Source organism: Aeromonas sp. 30P (assembly GCF_051919805.1).
Classification (GTDB): Bacteria; Pseudomonadota; Gammaproteobacteria; order Enterobacterales; family Aeromonadaceae; genus Aeromonas; species Aeromonas veronii.
In genome coordinates this window covers 3412594-3430044 of sequence record NZ_JBQBEA010000001.1, presented here as the reverse complement: position 1 = coordinate 3430044, position 17451 = coordinate 3412594, and the positions used below count along the sequence as shown (strand labels likewise).

12 protein-coding genes, 9 tRNA genes and 2 pseudogenes are annotated in these 17451 nt (G+C 58.8%); 8 read left to right on the top strand and 15 right to left on the bottom strand.

From position 1 onward, the window contains the following. The first annotated feature begins 219 nt into the window (after positions 1-219). On the top strand, positions 220-2052 hold the full coding sequence (locus ACTG2B_RS15900; RefSeq protein WP_201949827.1) for an SLC13 family permease: 1833 nt from the start codon (positions 220-222) through the stop codon (positions 2050-2052). A 218-nt stretch (positions 2053-2270) separates the two neighbouring features. Here the strand turns inward: ACTG2B_RS15900 and ACTG2B_RS15895 are convergent. From ACTG2B_RS15895 to lolB, 15 genes and pseudogenes are all read right to left on the bottom strand, one after another. Further along, positions 2271-2354 (bottom strand) — tRNA-Leu (locus ACTG2B_RS15895). 8 nt (positions 2355-2362) lie between these two features. Beyond that, positions 2363-2439, bottom strand: a tRNA-Met gene (locus ACTG2B_RS15890). Positions 2440-2478: 39 nt separating this feature from the next. Next, positions 2479-2553, bottom strand: a tRNA-Gln gene (locus ACTG2B_RS15885). A 10-nt stretch (positions 2554-2563) separates the two neighbouring features. Beyond that, positions 2564-2640 (bottom strand) — tRNA-Met (locus tag ACTG2B_RS15880). A 39-nt stretch (positions 2641-2679) separates the two neighbouring features. Beyond that, positions 2680-2754 (bottom strand) — tRNA-Gln (locus ACTG2B_RS15875). 46 nt (positions 2755-2800) lie between these two features. Next, positions 2801-2875, bottom strand: a tRNA-Gln gene (locus ACTG2B_RS15870). Positions 2876-2921: 46 nt separating this feature from the next. Further along, positions 2922-2996: transfer RNA gene (locus tag ACTG2B_RS15865), tRNA-Gln, on the bottom strand. Between the two features lie 8 nt (positions 2997-3004). After that, positions 3005-3081 (bottom strand) — tRNA-Met (locus ACTG2B_RS15860). A gap of 234 nt (positions 3082-3315) precedes the next feature. After that, entirely contained in the window at positions 3316-4407 is a 1092-nt protein-coding gene (ychF, locus tag ACTG2B_RS15855; RefSeq protein WP_005353921.1) for a redox-regulated ATPase YchF, read from the bottom strand. 116 nt (positions 4408-4523) lie between these two features. After that, positions 4524-5120, bottom strand: a complete 597-nt coding sequence (pth, locus tag ACTG2B_RS15850) for an aminoacyl-tRNA hydrolase (RefSeq protein ID WP_058059203.1) — start codon at positions 5118-5120, stop codon at positions 4524-4526. 218 nt (positions 5121-5338) lie between these two features. Next, positions 5339-7327 carry a bifunctional metallophosphatase/5'-nucleotidase gene (locus ACTG2B_RS15845; protein ID WP_042082594.1) on the bottom strand — a complete coding sequence of 663 codons (1989 nt, stop codon included), beginning with the start codon at positions 7325-7327 and terminating at the stop codon, positions 5339-5341. Positions 7328-7443: 116 nt separating this feature from the next. After that, positions 7444-8391, bottom strand: a complete 948-nt coding sequence (locus ACTG2B_RS15840) for a ribose-phosphate pyrophosphokinase (RefSeq protein ID WP_005343846.1) — start codon at positions 8389-8391, stop codon at positions 7444-7446. 195 nt (positions 8392-8586) lie between these two features. Beyond that, positions 8587-8661, bottom strand: a tRNA-Gln gene (locus ACTG2B_RS15835). Beyond that, a pseudogene (gene ispE / locus ACTG2B_RS15830) lies at positions 8641-9511 on the bottom strand (4-(cytidine 5'-diphospho)-2-C-methyl-D-erythritol kinase). The gene ACTG2B_RS15835 and the pseudogene ispE overlap by 21 nt, the downstream one beginning before the upstream one ends. Then, on the bottom strand, positions 9511-10089 hold the full coding sequence (gene lolB / locus ACTG2B_RS15825; RefSeq protein ID WP_069526375.1) for a lipoprotein insertase outer membrane protein LolB: 579 nt from the start codon (positions 10087-10089) through the stop codon (positions 9511-9513). The pseudogene ispE and the gene lolB overlap by 1 nt, the downstream one beginning before the upstream one ends. Before the next feature lie 126 nt (positions 10090-10215). Between lolB and hemA the strand changes: the two genes are divergently transcribed. The 7 genes and pseudogenes from hemA (at position 10216) to ACTG2B_RS15790 (ending at position 17400) form a co-directional block, all read left to right on the top strand. Next, positions 10216-11475 carry a glutamyl-tRNA reductase gene (gene hemA, locus ACTG2B_RS15820; RefSeq protein ID WP_005362209.1) on the top strand — a complete coding sequence of 420 codons (1260 nt, stop codon included), beginning with the start codon at positions 10216-10218 and terminating at the stop codon, positions 11473-11475. Between the two features lie 51 nt (positions 11476-11526). Further along, positions 11527-12615 carry a peptide chain release factor 1 gene (gene prfA, locus ACTG2B_RS15815; RefSeq protein ID WP_005353897.1) on the top strand — a complete coding sequence of 363 codons (1089 nt, stop codon included), beginning with the start codon at positions 11527-11529 and terminating at the stop codon, positions 12613-12615. 61 nt (positions 12616-12676) lie between these two features. Beyond that, on the top strand, positions 12677-13528 hold the full coding sequence (gene prmC / locus ACTG2B_RS15810) for a peptide chain release factor N(5)-glutamine methyltransferase (RefSeq protein WP_439996375.1): 852 nt from the start codon (positions 12677-12679) through the stop codon (positions 13526-13528). 56 nt (positions 13529-13584) lie between these two features. Further along, positions 13585-13968: a SirB2 family protein gene (locus ACTG2B_RS15805; protein ID WP_005334939.1), complete on the top strand. Its 384-nt coding sequence runs from the start codon at positions 13585-13587 to the stop codon at positions 13966-13968. A 12-nt stretch (positions 13969-13980) separates the two neighbouring features. Further along, a complete protein-coding gene (locus ACTG2B_RS15800; protein WP_005334938.1) occupies positions 13981-14781 on the top strand; it encodes a SirB1 family protein in 801 nt (266 codons plus the stop codon). 183 nt (positions 14782-14964) lie between these two features. After that, positions 14965-15818: pseudogene (gene kdsA, locus ACTG2B_RS15795) on the top strand (3-deoxy-8-phosphooctulonate synthase). Between the two features lie 301 nt (positions 15819-16119). Beyond that, the gene (locus ACTG2B_RS15790) at positions 16120-17400 is read left to right on the top strand and encodes a dicarboxylate/amino acid:cation symporter (RefSeq protein WP_204482816.1); all 1281 of its coding nucleotides are present in this window, start codon (positions 16120-16122) and stop codon (positions 17398-17400) included. The last annotated feature ends 51 nt before the right edge of the window (positions 17401-17451 follow it).

The window sequence follows — 17451 nt, the reverse complement described above, 5'->3', positions numbered from 1 at the left end:
CTAAGGGGTGAGGGGGAGGAGGGGCAGGACTTTTGTCCGCCCCGTACTTGGCCCATATCAAAGAAATCGCCGCTGCTGCCCGGTTATTCCAGCAGTGATGGGTTATGGGGTCCCGATGGGCCGGACTTTATTGATATGTAGCAAGATGATAGCGCCATGAATGTGGTCTGATAGAGTCCACTCTCCGGGAGGAGAATCACGTGATAAAAGGAGGTTGTATTGAATTCTGAGCTTGTCTGGGTGCTCTGTCTGCTGGCTGGCGCCATCTATCTCTTTATGACCAACAAGGTGCGCATGGATGTGGTCGCCCTGTTGATCATTATCCTCTTTGTGCTGAGCGGCACCCTCACCCTGCCGGAGGCGCTGGCGGGCTTTAGCGATCCCAACGTCATTCTGATAGCAGCCCTGTTTGTGGTGGGTGAGGGGCTGGTGCGCACCGGCATCGCCTATCAGGTGGGGGATGCATTGGTGAAGGTGGCGGGGAGCAGCGAGACCAAGCTGCTGGTGTTGCTGATGGTGGCGGTGGCGAGTCTGGGGGCGGTGATGAGCAGCACCGGGGTGGTGGCCATCTTTATCCCGGTGGTGCTGAGTGTGGCGAATCGAATGGGGATCCCGGCCGGTCGCCTGATGATGCCCCTCGGTTTTGCCGGGCTGATCAGCGGCATGATGACGCTGGTGGCTACGCCCCCCAACATGGTGGTCAACAGCGAGCTGATGCGCCACGGCATACATGGTTTCGGATTCTTCGATTTCACCCCCATGGGCGTGCTGATCCTGGGGCTGGGCATCCTCTACATGCTGCTGGTGCGCGGCTCCCTGGTGGGCGAGGGGGAAGAGGGCAAAGGCAAGTCGACCGGGCGCCGCACTCTGCGCGATCTGATCCGAGACTACCGACTGGCCGGTCGGGCCCGTCGTCTGGCGCTGCGGCCGGACTCCCCGCTGATTGGTCACACCCTGGACGAACTGCAACTGCGTGCCCGTTATGGTGCCCACGTCATCGGGGTGGAGCGCTGGCGCAAGTTCCGCCGGGTGATGGTGCCGGTGTCGGGGATCAGTGAATTTCAGGCCAAGGATGTGCTGCTGATCGACATGTCAGATCCCGAGGTGGATGTGCGGGCGTTTTGCAGCGAGGCGCGGCTCGAGCCGATGATCCTGCGCGGGGAGTACTTCTCCGATCAGGCGCGGGAGGTAGGGATGGCCGAGGTGTCGCTGATCCCCGAGTCCAAGCTGCTGGGTAAAAGCGTGCGTGAGGTGACCTTCCGCTCCAGCTATGGTCTGAGCGTGGTGGGGCTGCGCCGCGACGGTGAGGCACTGGCAGGCAAGTTGGTGGACGAGCCGTTGCAGATGGGCGACACCCTGCTGGTGGTAGGGAACTGGAGCCACATCAGACAGTTGCAGACCCATAGCCGCGACTTTCTGCTGATGGGGTTGCCCGCTGAAGTGGACGAGATGGCCCCCGCCCGCAGTCAGGCGATCCATGCCCTCTTTTGTCTTGGAGTGATGATCCTGCTGATGGTGACCGATCCGGTGCCCAACGTGATTGCCGCGCTGATCGCCTGTCTGCTGATGGGCAAGTTTCGCTGCATCGATATGGAGAGTGCCTACAAGTCGATCCACTGGCCGACCCTGATCCTCATCGTCGGCATGCTCCCCTTTGCGCTGGCGCTGCAAAAAACCGGCGGGGTGGATCTGATCGTCGGAGGTCTGATCAATGCGGTAGGGGAGATGGGGCCGCGGGTCATGCTGGCCAGCCTGTTTGCCCTCTGCGCGGTGATCGGGCTCTTTATCTCCAACACCGCCACCGCAGTGCTGATGGCGCCCATTGCGCTGGGCACGGCCCAGCAGATGGGGGTATCGCCCTATCCGTTTGCCATGACCATTGCCATCGCCGCCTCGGCCGCTTTTATGACGCCGGTCTCGTCACCGGTGAATACCCTGGTACTGGGGCCGGGCAACTACAAGTTTGCCGATTTTATCCGTATCGGGGTGCCCTTCACCTTGTTGGTGATGGCGGTGAGCGTGGTAGCGATCCCCTGGTTCTTCCCGTTCTGATAACCGGGATGATGAATGTGTGCACCAGCGGCCTGCGGGCCGCTTTTTTATGGCCGGGAGACAAGAGTGGCAAGGCGTGATCGGAATAAATGAAGAGGGACGTGAACGGGAATTAACGTGGAGCTGAGTTAATAGAGGAGCGAGAGAAAAACCGGGGAGAGGCAAATTTCAGATACAAAAAAACCAGCGTGAGCTGGTCTGTTTGGTACTGCTATTAATGGTGCGGAAGGAGAGACTCGAACTCTCACGCCTAGGGCGCCAGAACCTAAATCTGGTGCGTCTACCAATTTCGCCACTTCCGCAATATTAATGGTGGCTATGACGGGATTCGAACCTGTGACCCCCGCATTATGAGTGCGATGCTCTAACCAACTGAGCTACATAGCCGTTTGTTATCGACCACTGATGTGGAAGAGAACAGAAAAATGGCTGGGGTACTAGGATTCGAACCTAGGGATGGCGAGATCAAAACCCGCTGCCTTACCGCTTGGCGATACCCCAACAGAAATAATGGTGGCTATGACGGGATTCGAACCTGTGACCCCCGCATTATGAGTGCGATGCTCTAACCAACTGAGCTACATAGCCGTTTGTTATCAACCACTGATGTGGAAGAGAACAGAAAAATGGCTGGGGTACTAGGATTCGAACCTAGGGATGGCGAGATCAAAACCCGCTGCCTTACCGCTTGGCGATACCCCAACAGCGCTCCTCAACAGTCATGAGACTGGCAAAGAACTTTTAAAAATGGCTGGGGTACTAGGATTCGAACCTAGGGATGGCGAGATCAAAACCCGCTGCCTTACCGCTTGGCGATACCCCAACAGCGTTCCTCAACAGTCGCGAGACTGGCAAAGAACTTTTAAAAATGGCTGGGGTACTAGGATTCGAACCTAGGGATGGCGAGATCAAAACCCGCTGCCTTACCGCTTGGCGATACCCCAACTAGAGATGGTGGCTATGACGGGATTCGAACCTGTGACCCCCGCATTATGAGTGCGATGCTCTAACCAACTGAGCTACATAGCCAACCTTGCTTCCGGTGAGTCGTTACCTCGTCACCGTGCGGGCCGAATTATGCGTATCTGGCTCTGGGGCGTCAACCCTTTTTTTGCCAGAAAAACGCAATTTGAGTGCGTTTGACCAGTTATTGGTCTCTGTTGCGCAAAAGCCCAACAATCTGGTTTTTTTTAAGACATTGCCATTATTGCCGGGGCAATGGCAGATAAAAAACAGGCCAGCAAATGCTGGCCTGTCATGGGATTAGACGTTGAACAGGAAGTTCATGATATCGCCATCTTTGACGATGTAATCTTTCCCTTCAGCGCGCATCTTGCCCGCTTCCTTGGCGCCTTGCTCACCCTTGTAGTTGATAAAGTCTTCAAAGGCGATGGTTTGGGCGCGAATAAAGCCTTTTTCAAAATCAGTGTGGATCTTGCCAGCCGCTTGCGGGGCAGTAGCACCGACCGGAATAGTCCAGGCGCGTACCTCTTTCACACCGGCGGTGAAGTAGGTCTGCAGGTTGAGCAGCTGGTAGCCGGAGCGGATAACGCGATTCAGGCCCGGCTCTTCGATGCCAAGGTCAGCCATGAACTCGGCGCGATCTTCATCGTCCAGTTCGGCGATGTCGGCTTCGATGGCGCAGCAGACCACGACCACGACCGCGTTCTCGGCGGCGGCGATTTCACGCACCTTGTCCAGATAGGGATTGTTCTCGAAACCATCTTCCGCCACGTTGGCGATATACATGGTGGGTTTCAGGGTCAGGAAGTTGAGGTGGCTGACTGCGGCCAGCTCTTCTTTGTCCAGCTTCATGCCGCGGATCATCTGGCCGTTTTCCAGTGCAACCTTGATCTTCTCAAGCACTTCCACTTCCAGCTTGGCATCCTTGTCGCCGCCTTTGGCGCGCTTGGACTGACGGTGAATGGCACGCTCGCAGGCGTCCAGATCCGACAGGGCCAGCTCGGTGTTGATCACTTCGATATCGTCGGCAGGGGAGACCTTGCCGGCAACGTGAATGATGTTCTCGTCGTCGAAGCAGCGCACAACGTGGCCGATCGCTTCGGTTTCACGGATGTTGGCCAGGAACTGGTTACCCAGACCTTCACCCTTGGAGGCGCCGGCAACCAAGCCGGCGATGTCCACGAATTCCATGGTGGTCGGCACAACGCGCTGCGGATTGATGATGGCAGCCAGCTGATCGAGGCGCGGGTCCGGCATCGGCACCACACCTGTGTTCGGCTCGATGGTGCAGAACGGGAAGTTGGCGGCTTCGATACCGGCCTTGGTCAGCGCGTTGAACAGGGTGGATTTACCTACATTGGGCAGGCCCACGATACCGCATTTAAAACCCATGGATTGTTACCTTACTTGATGGATGCTGTTGGGGGTCGCCCGCAGGCGGCCCATGTCATGCTTGTTCTGGTCGTCGCTCATGTACCGGCACAATGCCCGTACAGGGTCAAACCGACCTAACCCTTTTCCGCCTTGAAGCTGTGCAAGCGATTCATGGCCTTGGTCATATCTTGTTTGAACAGGATGTCGGTGGCGCGCAGGGACTCGTCCAGCGCGGCGTCGATCAGGTTCTGTTCACTGCTGGGAGCCTTGGTCAGGACGAAGCCTGCCACCTGCTCTTTACTACCGGGATGGCCGATCCCGAGACGCAGCCGGAAGAAGTTATTGTTGTTGCCCATCTTGGCGATGATGTCCTTGAGGCCGTTATGGCCACCGTGACCACCGCCCTGCTTGAACTTGGCGATGCCAGGCGGCAGATCCAGTTCGTCATGGGCCACCAGAATCGCTTCCGGTTCAATCTGATAAAAACGCGCCAGTGCGGCCACCGCCTTGCCAGAGAGGTTCATATAGGTGTTCGGGATGAGCAACCGCACATCCTGCCCCTCGACCAGGATGCGGGCAGTATGGCCGAAGAACTTGGGTTCTTCACGCAGGCTGACATTGTGCCAGCGGGCCAGTTGCTCCACATACCAGGCGCCCGCGTTGTGGCGGGTCTTGGCATATTCCGGGCCGGGGTTGCCCAGTCCGACGATCAGTTTGATTTCGCTTGTCACGCTTGATGTCTTCGCTCGCAGCTGCCGTGGGCACACTACCCAGGGCAATAGGACGCAATATTCTAGCCGCCGAGTGGCGATCACTCAACCAATGCGCATGTTATGGCGGGATTTGCAGCATTATTGCGGCCAATGGGTGGCTAACGGTGGGCAAACGGGCCTCTTGCAAGAGGCCCGTTTCAGTTTACCGATGGATTGTGCCCGGTTGACTACCGTCGTTATTTGGTACGCAGCAGGGTGACGGTCTCTTCATCCAGTGCTGTCAGGGTGGGACGGGCATCGCGCACATACTCCACGAAAGAAGCTGCATCGGTGCCGCAATCCACGCCGCTGGCTTTGCAATCGAGGGGCTGGCCCGGGGCATAGACAGCGCTCAGCAGCTCGCCGTTTTGTGCCACCTTCAGCACCGGGAAGGCGGTCAGCTTGCCATTGACGCTGGCGATATCGACTCGCTCGCTCTGGTGGCGCTGGGCATTGGCCAGTGCCTGCCAGCCATCGTTGCCGTTGGCGCTGTAGGCGTTCATCACCACCCGATAGTGCTGGCTATCCACCAGATCTTGCCACTCGCCGCTTGCGGTCTTGCGCTGCAATTGGGTCAGGGTGCCCGCCTTGCCTGCGTCGGTCTCCTGGAAGGTGTAACGCAGGTGGCCGCCATAGGGGAACTTGCCGGCATGGGCGCTGGCGGGCAGGGTGGCGGTGATGGTCTCGGTCAGGAGGGTGCGCACCTCGGCGCCAGTCAGGGTCAGCACCGAGAGCTGGTTCTTGAACGGCAGCAGGGTGAGGGCGCTATCCCCCTCACGCCATTCGCCAGCAGGCAGGTCGGCGCGCACGCCGCCCACCGCAACCAGAGAAAAATCGACCGGGCCGCCGGTCAGGGCTTGCACTGCTGGGGTATTGGCCCAGTAGAACTCCCCTTCGGCAACCAGCGGCGCTACATCTGAGCCGTGGCTGTCGCTGCCGTTGTCACCGGGACGACGGGCATTTTGCAGTTGCTCGGGGATGGTGCCGATCACTGGGCCATAAGCTTTCTCCAGCGCCGGTTTGTAGTGGCTGTCGATGATGCCGCGCAGGCGCGGGTCTTCATCCACGGTCACCAGATTGGGCTGGTTGTCGACAAACTGGCTCGCCTCTTTGCTGCGGGTCTCGTCGAGTGCTTGCTTGCGCGCCGCATCGGCGAAGAAGTCGCGGCTGGCCAGCAGGCTGTTGTGGCCCTGGCAGTCTGTCACCTGACCCTGGCTGTCAAAGGTCACCTGTGCCAGACCGATGGCCTGGGCGTAGGAGCCCGCCTGCACCACGCAGGTCTTGCCGATGCCATCCGGATTGGTCACCAGCTTGGCGTAATCGCCGGTCTTGCCCCAGCCAATGTTGCGAAAATCGCCGAGCAGGCTGTGGGAGTGGCCGCCGACGATGGCATCGAGGCCGTTTACCTTGGCGGCCAGCGCCAGATCCCGCTCGTTGCCGATGTGGGTGAGCGCCACAATCTGGTGGATCCCCTTGGCTTGCAGCATGTCGACCGTGGCCTGAGCCGAGGCGACCTCCTTGCCAAAGCGCAGCTTGCCGACGTTGGGGGCGATATTACCCATGTCTTCCAGTACCAGACCGATGATGGCGACCAGCTGTTTGCCTTGCGGCAGGTTGTCGAGATCGGTGACCGGACTCTTCTGGTTGCCGTCAAAGGCGTAGACCACGAAGGGTTTGAGGTTGTCAGCCTTGCTGAGGGCCGGATCGGCCTTGGTGTCGAGGTTGGCGGCCAGCACCGGGAAGTTGACCCCCTCGATGAAGCGGGCCAGCTTCTGATTATCCAGATCGAACTCGTGGTTGCCCAGCGCCATGGCATCGAGGCCGAACTGGCTCAGCAACTCGGCGTTGGCCATCCCCTCGTTGAGTTTGAAGTAGCCACTGCCCTGCCAGGCATCACCGCCGTGCAGCAGCAGCAAGGGCTGGTTCTTGGCCAGCGCATCGGCCTGATAGGCTTTCGCCATGGTCAGCAGGCGCGGATAACCGCCAAAGCGGGTATAGAGGGTGTCCGTCTCGCCCTGCTGGGCAAAGATCTGCCCTTTGATCTCGGCATTGACCGGATCAAACTGGGAGTGGGTGTCGTTCATGTGAGCCAAGGTCAGCACGAAGGGCGGGTTCTCTTTGGCGGGCTGACAGGCGAACAGGGCGGAGGTAAGGGTCGCGAGCAGGAGGGGACGCAAGCAATTCATGGGTAAATCCTTAAGCCTGCCGGGGGCAGGGTCGTACCAGATAGCAGAAAGTTGGAAAGAGAAGGTCCAGAAAGACGAAAACCGCCTGATGGCGGTTTTCGTTATTGCTGAATCTATCAATGCTCAAACATGGCAGAGATGGACTCTTCGTTGCTGATGCGACGAATGGCTTCGGCCAGTACAGTTGACAGCGTCAGCTGCTTGACCTTGCCTACCGCTTTCATCTCCGCAGTGAGCGGGATGGAGTCGGTGATGATCAGTTCATCGATCACGGAGTTCTTGATGTTCTCGACGGCGGAACCGGAGAAGACCGGGTGGGTGGCGTAGGCGAATACACGCTTGGCACCGCGCTCTTTCAGGGCCTCTGCGGCTTTGCACAGGGTGCCGCCGGTGTCGATCATGTCATCAACGATGATGCAGTCGCGGCCGGCAACGTCACCGATCAGGTGCATGACCTGGGAGACGTTCGGGCGGGGACGGCGCTTGTCGATGATGGCGATGTCGGTGTCATCCAGCAGCTTGGCGATGGCGCGGGCACGCACAACGCCACCGATGTCCGGGGAGACAACGACAGGAGACTCGAGGTTCTTGGACTTCATGTCTTCCAGCAGCACCGGGCTACCGAACACGTTGTCTACCGGAACGTCGAAGAAACCTTGAATTTGCTCGGCATGCAGGTCAACGGTAAGCACGCGATCCACACCGACGCTGGAGAGGAAGTCAGCGACAACCTTGGCGGTGATGGGTACACGGGCGGAGCGGACACGGCGGTCCTGACGGGCATAACCAAAGTAGGGGATAACGGCAGTGATACGGCCAGCTGAAGCACGACGCAGAGCATCCACCATGACGATCAATTCCATCAAATTGTCGTTGGTCGGGGCACAGGTGGATTGAATGATGAAGATATCGCCACCACGTACATTCTCATTGATCTGTACGCTGATCTCGCCGTCGCTAAAGCGACCTACGGCAGCATTGCCGAGTTTGATAAACAGGCGATCTGCGATCTTCTGGGCTAGTTCCGGCGTTGCGTTACCAGCAAACAGCTTCATGTCAGGCACGGTTTGAAACCTCGGGGTTGCATCCAGTATGTGGGGGAGTCTGAAATCAGACCCTATCGTTTTGGGGCAAACGATTTATCAAGATAACGTACAAGGTGTCTGCTGCCCAATGAATGTGATGATACCGGTAACCCGAATCCGTGGCCGAGTGCAAAACCGGCCACGTTAATCATCATCAATACCGTTCGGTAAAATTGGCTGGGGTACTAGGATTCGAACCTAGGAATGGCGAGATCAAAACCCGCTGCCTTACCGCTTGGCGATACCCCAATCATTTGAACTGTTGCAATGTGGAGAAGAGAGGTGATATGTTCTCGCCCTTGGCGACAAACCCATCAAGTCCCTTCGGCACGCAGGCCAACACTTCCCGAGCAGTCACTTCGTCTTCAAATTGAGCAAAGACGCAGGCTCCTGTGCCCGTCATTCTTGACGGCGCGTATTCTAGCAACCAGCCGAGCGCATTGGCAACCTCGGGGTGGCGCTTTTTCACCAGTGATTCGCAATCGTTTTTCCACTCGCCTTCCAGCAGGTTGTCCAGCGACATTTTCGGCGTGGCTCTCGGCAGGTCCGGATCCTGGAATACGGCCGCGGTCGCCACATGGCAATCGGGCTTGAGCACCAGATACCAGGCATCGGGCAGTTCGACCGGTTGCAGCCGCTCGCCCACTCCTTCGGCAAAGGCCGCCTTGCCACGGACAAACACCGGCACATCGGCCCCCAGCTGGACGCCGAGCGCTGCCAGTTCATCTTCACTCAAACCCGCTTGCCAGAGGTGGTTAAGCGCCACCAGCGTGGTCGCTGCATCGGACGAACCGCCGCCAATGCCGCCGCCCATGGGCAGCACTTTCTCCAGCCGGATATGGGCCCCCTGCGGGCTCGGCAGGGTTGTCTGCAGTAGGCGTGCCGCCCGGATAATCAGATTCTGCTCATCCGGCACCCCGGGAATGGCCGGGCTCAGGGTGAGGGTGTCGCTATTTGGTATCACCTCAAACTCGAGCCAGTCGCTGTGGTTGAGGAAGATAAACAGGGTCTGCAGCTCGTGATAGCCATCGGGACGACGGCCATTGACGTGTAAAAACAGGTTGAGTTTGGCCGGTGCCGGCCAGCGTGTGGAAGCCATTAACGTGCAAGAGTCCATTGGTTGATCTGAAGCTTGAGGCGGCTGTTCTGGCCGGTCATGGTCAGCTGGTGCGGCAGGCGGTAGCCATCCTGATCCCGATAATCGCCATAGACGATCTGCCACTGGCCGTCGCGCACGCTGGCCAGACTGCTGTCGGGGTTGAGTTCAAACTCCGCCTGACCTGGCAGCCCCTTGATCCACTCTGGCAATCCCGCAACCGGAATATTCCAGCCGGTCAGTTGATAGATGAGCGCTTCGGCATCCTGGCTCTGGTGGCGATTGCCGTCGCTGTCGAGCAGGGTGATCTCCCCCTTGCTGCGGGAGAGCTCCAGAATGCTGGTGCCAATCAGGCTGGTGAGGTTGAGGCGATAATCATCGCCATCCTGCTGCCAGTTGAGGCGGGCACTGCCCTTTTGCTGGGGGGTGATGATGGCCATCTTGCCGGATAGCTGCCAATGGGTCAGCTGCTCGAGACGGGCCCGCTCCTGGTTCCAGTTCACCTGGTCACGCTGGGGCTGGGTGGTGGCACAACCGGCCAGCAACAGCAGGCAGGTGAGGGTAAAAATACGTAGCAGCAAGGGACGGCTCCAGAGAGAGGAATTTGCCACAGTATACGGGGCGGCCGTATTGCTTTTAAAGACTTACCCTTTCTCGTACAATTGGCAGCCTTTGCACCCAGCGTATGAAATGATCGTCGCCCACTCATGAGTTTGCTTGCCCTCGGAATCAACCACAACACCGCCAGTGTCGCCTTGCGGGAACGGGTCGCCTTTGGCCCGGACTGCATCGATCGCGCCTTGCGTGAGCTGGTGAGCCAACCCGGTGTCAGCGAGGCGGTGATCGTCTCCACCTGCAACCGGACCGAACTCTATTGCAATCTGGAGGAGGAGCGGCAGGAGCAAGTGCTGCGCTGGCTGCAACAGTTCCACGGGCTGGACGCGGCCGAACTGGTCACTGCCATCTATCAGCATCACGATGAAGAGGCGGTGCGCCACTTGATGCGGGTGGCGTGCGGGCTCGATTCGCTGGTGCTGGGGGAGCCGCAGATCCTGGGGCAGATCAAGCAATCCTACGCTCATGCCCAGCAGGCGGAGTCGGTGAAGGGGGCGCTGGAGCGGCTGTTCCAGAAATCCTTCTCGGTGGCCAAACGGGTGCGTACCGATACCGAGATTGGCGCCAGTGCCGTGTCGGTGGCGTTTGCCGCCGTCAGCCTGGGTCGGCGGATCTTCTCCGATCTCTCCCAGACCAAGGTATTGCTGGTCGGGGCGGGGGAGACCATCGAACTGGTGGCCCGTCATCTGCGCGAGCAGAACGTCACCAAGATGATGGTGGCCAACCGCACCCTGCAGCGTGCCCAGACCCTGGCGGCCGAATTCGGTGCCCAGGTGATGACGCTCGAAGAGATCCCCGACTATCTGCACGAGGCGGATATTGTCATCAGCTCGACCGCCAGCCCACTGCCCATCATCGGCAAGGGGATGGTGGAGCGCGCGCTGAAGGCCCGCCGCTTCAAGCCCATGTTTCTGGTGGATATTGCCGTGCCGCGCGACATCGAAGCCGAAGTCGATGAGCTCTCCGATGCCTATCTCTACACGGTGGATGATTTGCAGGGGATCATCGAGCAGAACCTCGAAACCCGTAAACGGGCTGCCGCACAGGCCGAGGTGATCGTGCAGGAAGAGCGCGACGAGTTTATGGGCTGGTATCGCGGCCAGAGCTCGGTCGACCTCATTCGCGATTACCGCCATCAGTCACAGCAAGTGGCTGATGAAGAGTTGCAACGGGCCCTGCTGGCATTGGCGCAGGGCGAGAGTGCCGAACAGGCGCTCAAGGCGATGGCCCATCGCCTCACCAACAAATTGATCCACGCGCCGACCCAGGCGTTGCGCCAGGCTGCCTCCCAGGGGGATCAGAGCGAGCTCTCCCGCTTGCGGCAGGCGCTGGGGTTGTCACAAGAGCCATAATTTTCGGGCAACCTGCCGGTTGTCCCGTCCTCCATTGAGAATGCAAGAGTTATGAATCCGTCACTGATCAGAAAGCTGGAAGGCCTCATCGAGCGCCACGAAGAAGTACAGGCCATGCTCGGCGAGCCAGACGTGGTCTCGGATCAGGATCGCTACCGCGCCCTGACCCGCGAATATGCCCAGCTGGAAGATATCGTTCACGCCTTCCAGCGTTACCGTCAGGCTCAGGATGATCTGGAGACCACCCAGATGATGCTGGAAGAGGATGACGCCGACCTGCGCGAGATGGCGCAGGAGGAGCTGCCGCTCGCCAAGGCTAATCTGGAGGCGCTGGAGCAGGAGCTGCAACTGATGTTGCTGCCCAAGGATCCCAAGGATGACAACAACTGCTATCTGGAGATCCGCGCCGGTGCCGGTGGTGACGAAGCGGCCATCTTTGCCGGTGACCTGTTCCGCATGTATTCACGGTTTGCCGAGCGTCAGGGCTGGCGTGTCTCCATCGTCAGCTGCAATGACGGTGAATACGGTGGCTACAAGGAGGTGATCGCCAAGATCGACGGCGAGCGCGTCTATGGCCGTCTCAAGTTTGAATCCGGTGGTCACCGGGTGCAGCGGGTGCCGGAGACCGAATCTCAGGGCCGGGTGCACACCTCCGCCTGTACCGTCGCCGTGTTGCCGGAAGTGCCGGAAGCCGAGCAGATCGAGATCAACCCTTCCGACTTGAAGATCGATACCTTCCGCGCCTCCGGTGCCGGTGGTCAGCACGTCAACAAGACCGACTCGGCCATCCGCATCACCCACCTGCCGACCGGTCTGGTGGTGGAGTGTCAGGACGAGCGCTCCCAGCACAAGAACCGCGCCAAGGCGATGTCGGTGCTCTCCGCCCGCCTGCAAGCGGCCGAGGATGAGCGCCACCGCGCCGCCGAGCAGAGCACCCGCCGCAATCTGGTGGGCTCCGGCGATCGCTCCGAGCGCATTCGCACCTACAACTACCCGCAGGGTCGCCTCTCCGAGCATCGCATCAACCTGACCCTCTATCGCCTCTCCGAAATTCTGGAAGGGGATCTGGACTGCGTTATTACCCCGCTGGTGCAGGAGTATCAGGCCGATCAGCTCGCCTCGCTGGCCGAGAACAACTGATGCAAATGGTGATCCGGCAAGCTCGCATTAAGTGTTCTGCCCATAAGGTGGAGTGGCACTGATGCAGATCCAGCAGGCCCGCGCCCATATCATGACTGTGTTGGCTGAGGGGGAGTCCCCCCGCGCCGATGCCGATGTAATGCTCTGTCATCTGCTCGGGTGTCGTCGCAGTTATCTGATGACCTGGCCCGAGCGTGAGCTGGATGCCGCCCAGCAGGCCACCCTGCAGACGTGGCTGGCTCGTCGTCTCAACGGCGAACCCATCGCCCATCTGGTGGGCGAGCGGGAGTTCTGGTCGCTGCCGCTGAAAGTGAGCCCAGCGACCCTGATCCCGCGCCCCGATACCGAGGTGCTGGTCGAGCAGGCGCTGACCAGAATCCCGCAAGGGCCTTGCGCCGTGCTGGATCTCGGCACCGGCACCGGCGCCATCGCGCTGGCGCTCAAGTCCGAGCGGCCCGAGGTTGATGTGTGGGCGGTGGATCGGATGGCCGATGCCGCGGCGCTGGCCCGCGAGAACAGCGCCGCGCTGGGATTGCCCATCGAGGTGCGCGATGGCAGCTGGTTCGAGCCCCTTGGCGAGCCGGATCGCGACAATACGCCACGTTTTGCGGTGATTGTCTCCAATCCCCCCTATATTGATGGCGCCGATCCCCATCTCGAGCAGGGTGACGTGCGCTTTGAACCCCGCTCGGCGCTGGTTGCCGATGACGCCGGGCTGGCTGATATCCGCCACATCGTGGCCCATGCTCCCGCTTATCTGCTGACCGATGGCTGGTTGCTGCTGGAGCATGGCTGGGATCAGGGGGAGGCTGTGCGTCAGTTGCTGCGTGATGGCGGCTACCGTGAGGTAGCCACGGTGCGTGATTACGGGGATAACGACAGGGTGACGCTGGGCCTCTGCCCGCTGCGCTGACAGCCCCTTACTGTTACACGGCGGGTTGCCTGTGCGCCCCCATGCAAGGATTGAATATGGTTTTTGTGCTCAAACACCTGCACCTCACCCTGATTGCCGGGGCCGTGCTGATGTTTATGCTCCGCTTCTACTGGGTACAGACCGCCACTGGCCGAGCTTACAGCGCGCCGGTGATGAAGGTCAGCGGCTGGCTCAACGGTCTGGTGGTGCTCTCCGGCGTATTGCTCTGCATGGTGCTGGATCTCAACCCGCTCAATAACGGAACGCCCTGGCTCAGCGAGAAGCTGATGGCCATTCTGGTGCTGGTATTTCTGGCGGCGATGGCGCTGCGGCTGGCCAAAAGCAATCTGGTGCGCTGGTGCTCCTTTCTGGGGGCGCTCGGCTGGATCTACTTTATTGCCAAGTTGGCAGTGCTCAAACAGACGAGTGTGTTCGGCTAAGGCATGAAGAGAATGTTACACATAGACGAATGGACCGATTTCGAAGCCCACGACATCACCGAGCTGGCGTTGTCAGTCAGTGACGAAATTTATGGCTCGGTCGAGGAGGGGATGCGCGAGTTGAACCTGCTGGACGAGTGGCTGGACGAGCAGATCGAAGAGGGCACCTGCGACGAGGTGCGCCAGCAGTTGCTGCAGGGCTTCTACCACAGCCTCGGTTTTCATGGCGACTGGCAGGATTATTTCTCTGCCAACAACTGCGATCTCAATCAGGTGCTGGTTCAGCGCAAGGGGATCCCGGTCAGCCTCGGCATTCTCATTATCCAGCTGGGGCGCAAGCTCGGGCTCGATGTAGAGGGGATCTGCTTCCCCGGCCACTTCCTGGTGAGCTTTGCCGGTGGCGAGGGGGAGGTCTATGTCGACCCCTTTACCGGCGACGAGCTGAGTCTGGCCCGCATCGAGCTGCTGCTGCGCGGTGCGCTGGGGGACTTGGCGACCTTGACCCCCGACTACCTGCAGCCCTCCGGTCAGTGGGAGATCATCGAACGGCTGCTCAACGTCAGCAAGGGGGCCCTGCTGCGGGAAGATCGCATGCCCGAGGCGCTGCGTTGCAGCGAGTTGTTGCTGCGGATGAAGCCTGGCGATCCGCTGGAGACGCGGGATCGCGGCTTTATCTACGAGCAGCTCGATTGCCCGCGCCAGGCCGCCGACGATTTTGAATATTTTATTGAACAATGCCCGGACGATCCGGTCGCTGATGTGCTGAAAGTGCAGCTGGCTGCGCTGGATCTGAGCCCCAAGCCCCTCCATTAAGGGCGGCTTGAAACTGAAACAGAAGAATATCAAGGCCGCTGCGTCCGGTCGCAACGGATTAACTAGGCTTCAGGCCCTTTTATTAAGGATGTCTTGGAGTTGAAACAGAAGAATATCAAGGCCGCTGCGCTCGGCTGCAACGGAGTAACTTGGCTTCAGGCCCTTTTATTAAGGATGTCTTAGATGGAACAGAAGAATATCAAGATCAACCAGATCGACGTTGCCAATGACAAACCGTTCGTGCTGTTTGGTGGCATGAACGTGTTGGAATCCCGCGACATGGCGATGGCGGTGTGCGAGAAGTACGTGGAAGTGACCAGCAAGCTGGGCATCCCGTTTGTCTTCAAGGCGAGCTGGGACAAGGCCAACCGCTCCTCCATCCACTCCTACCGCGGTCCGGGTCTGGAAGAGGGGATGAAGATTTTCCAGGAGCTGAAAGCGACCTTCGGCATGCCGGTCATCTCCGATCTGCACGAACCCCATCAGGCCAAGCCGGTCGCCGAGGTGGTTGACGTTATCCAGCTGCCCGCTTTCCTGGCACGCCAGACCGATCTGGTGGAAGCCATGGCCCGCACCGGCAACGTTATCAACATCAAGAAGCCGCAGTTCCTGAGCCCAAGCCAGATGAAGAACATCACCGACAAGTTCGAGGAGTGCGGCAACGACCAGCTGATCCTGTGCGAGCGCGGTGCCAACTTCGGCTACGACAACCTGGTGGTGGACATGCTGGGTCTGGGCGTGATGAAGAAGAGCACCGGTGGCTATCCGGTGATCTTTGACGTGACCCACTCCCTGCAGTGCCGTGATCCGCTGGGTGCCGCCTCCGGTGGTCGTCGCGAACAGGTGACCGAGCTGGCGCGCGCCGGCATGGCGGTCGGTCTGGCCGGTCTCTTTATCGAATCCCACCCGGATCCGAAAATTGCTCGCTGCGATGGCCCGAGTGCCCTGCCGCTGGAGAGCTGGAAGGCTTCCTCAAACAGATGAAGGCCATCGATGACCTGATCAAGGGCTTCGAACCCCTCGATACTTCGGCCTGATCCCGACGCTGTCATGCCTGATAAAAATGCCCCGCAATGCGGGGCATTTTTATATCTGCCATATTTAGTTGAAGACTCAAATTAATCTGCGAGCAAACAATTATTGGTTGTCGTGGTGTTAATGATGTTAATTTTGTTGTGTGATTAATGTCTCTTAATTGTTTTTTATTACATGTAAAGTGGTCACCGTAGTAATGCAGAAACAGCATGGATCGGGTGAGGTACGCAGATATCTCGTCCGGCTATCTGCATGTTTATTGCTGCCATAACAATGTGCAATTAAATTAACAGGACGTTAATAATGCGAAAGAAACTATTTAGCAGCCTCTATTTTCAGGTATTGCTCGCGATTACCCTCGGGGTATTTCTGGGGCATGTCTATCCGGAACTGGGCGCCGATATGAAGCCCCTCGGTGATGGCTTCGTCAAATTGATCAAGATGATCATCGCCCCCGTTATTTTCTGTACCGTGGTTACCGGCATTGCCGGGATGGAGAGCATGAAGGCGGTCGGCAAGACCGGCGCCATTGCTCTGCTCTACTTCGAGGTAGTCAGCACCATCGCCTTGATTATCGGGCTGTGCGTGGTCAACCTGCTGCAACCGGGTGCCGGTATGAACGTCGATCCGGCTGCGCTGGATGCCAGCGCCATCTCCGCCTATGCGGAGCAGGCCAAATCCCAGGGCATTATCGCCTTTTTACTGGATATTATTCCGGGCAGTGTGATCGGTGCCTTTGCCAGCGGTAATATCTTGCAGGTGTTACTGTTTGCGGTGCTGTTTGGCTTCTCCCTGCATCATATTGGTGAAAAGGGACAGGTTATTTTCGGCGTCATCGATAGTTTCTCCAAAGTCATATTTGGCATTATCAATATGATAATGAAACTGGCGCCGGTCGGTGCATTCGGGGCAATGGCATTTACCATCGGCAAATATGGAGTAGGTTCACTGGTACAGCTGGGCCAGCTTATTGCCTGCTTCTATCTCACCTGCCTCTTCTTTATCTTCATTGTGCTGGGCAGCATCGCTAAAGCCTCGGGTTTTAGCATCCTGCGTTTCATCTCCTACATTCGTGAGGAGTTGCTGATCGTGCTGGGGACCTCCTCTTCCGAGTCGGTACTGCCGCGGATGCTGGACAAGATGGAGAAGCTGGGTTGCCAGAAATCGGTGGTGGGGCTGGTCATTCCGACCGGGTACTCCTTTAACCTGGATGGCACCTCCATCTATCTGACCATGGCGGCGATTTTTATCGCCCAGGCTACCAATACGCCGCTGGATCTGTTCCAACAGATCACCCTGCTGGTGGTACTGCTGATCTCCTCGAAAGGGGCTGCGGGGGTGACTGGTAGCGGCTTTATCGTGCTGGCAGCGACCATTTCGGCGGTGGGCCATCTGCCACTGGCTGGTTTGGCGCTGATCCTGGGGATCGACCGCTTTATGTCCGAAGCGCGGGCGTTGACCAACCTGATCGGTAACGGGGTTGCCACCGTGGTGGTCGCCAAATACTGCAAGCAGCTGGACGAGAAGAAAATGGATGCAGTGCTCGGCGGCAAGGTCGGGCAACTGGAAGCGGACAGGGCGTAAGCGCTGTTTCCCCCGCACGACAGCGTTGGCTGGTGCGGGGGCAATAAAAAA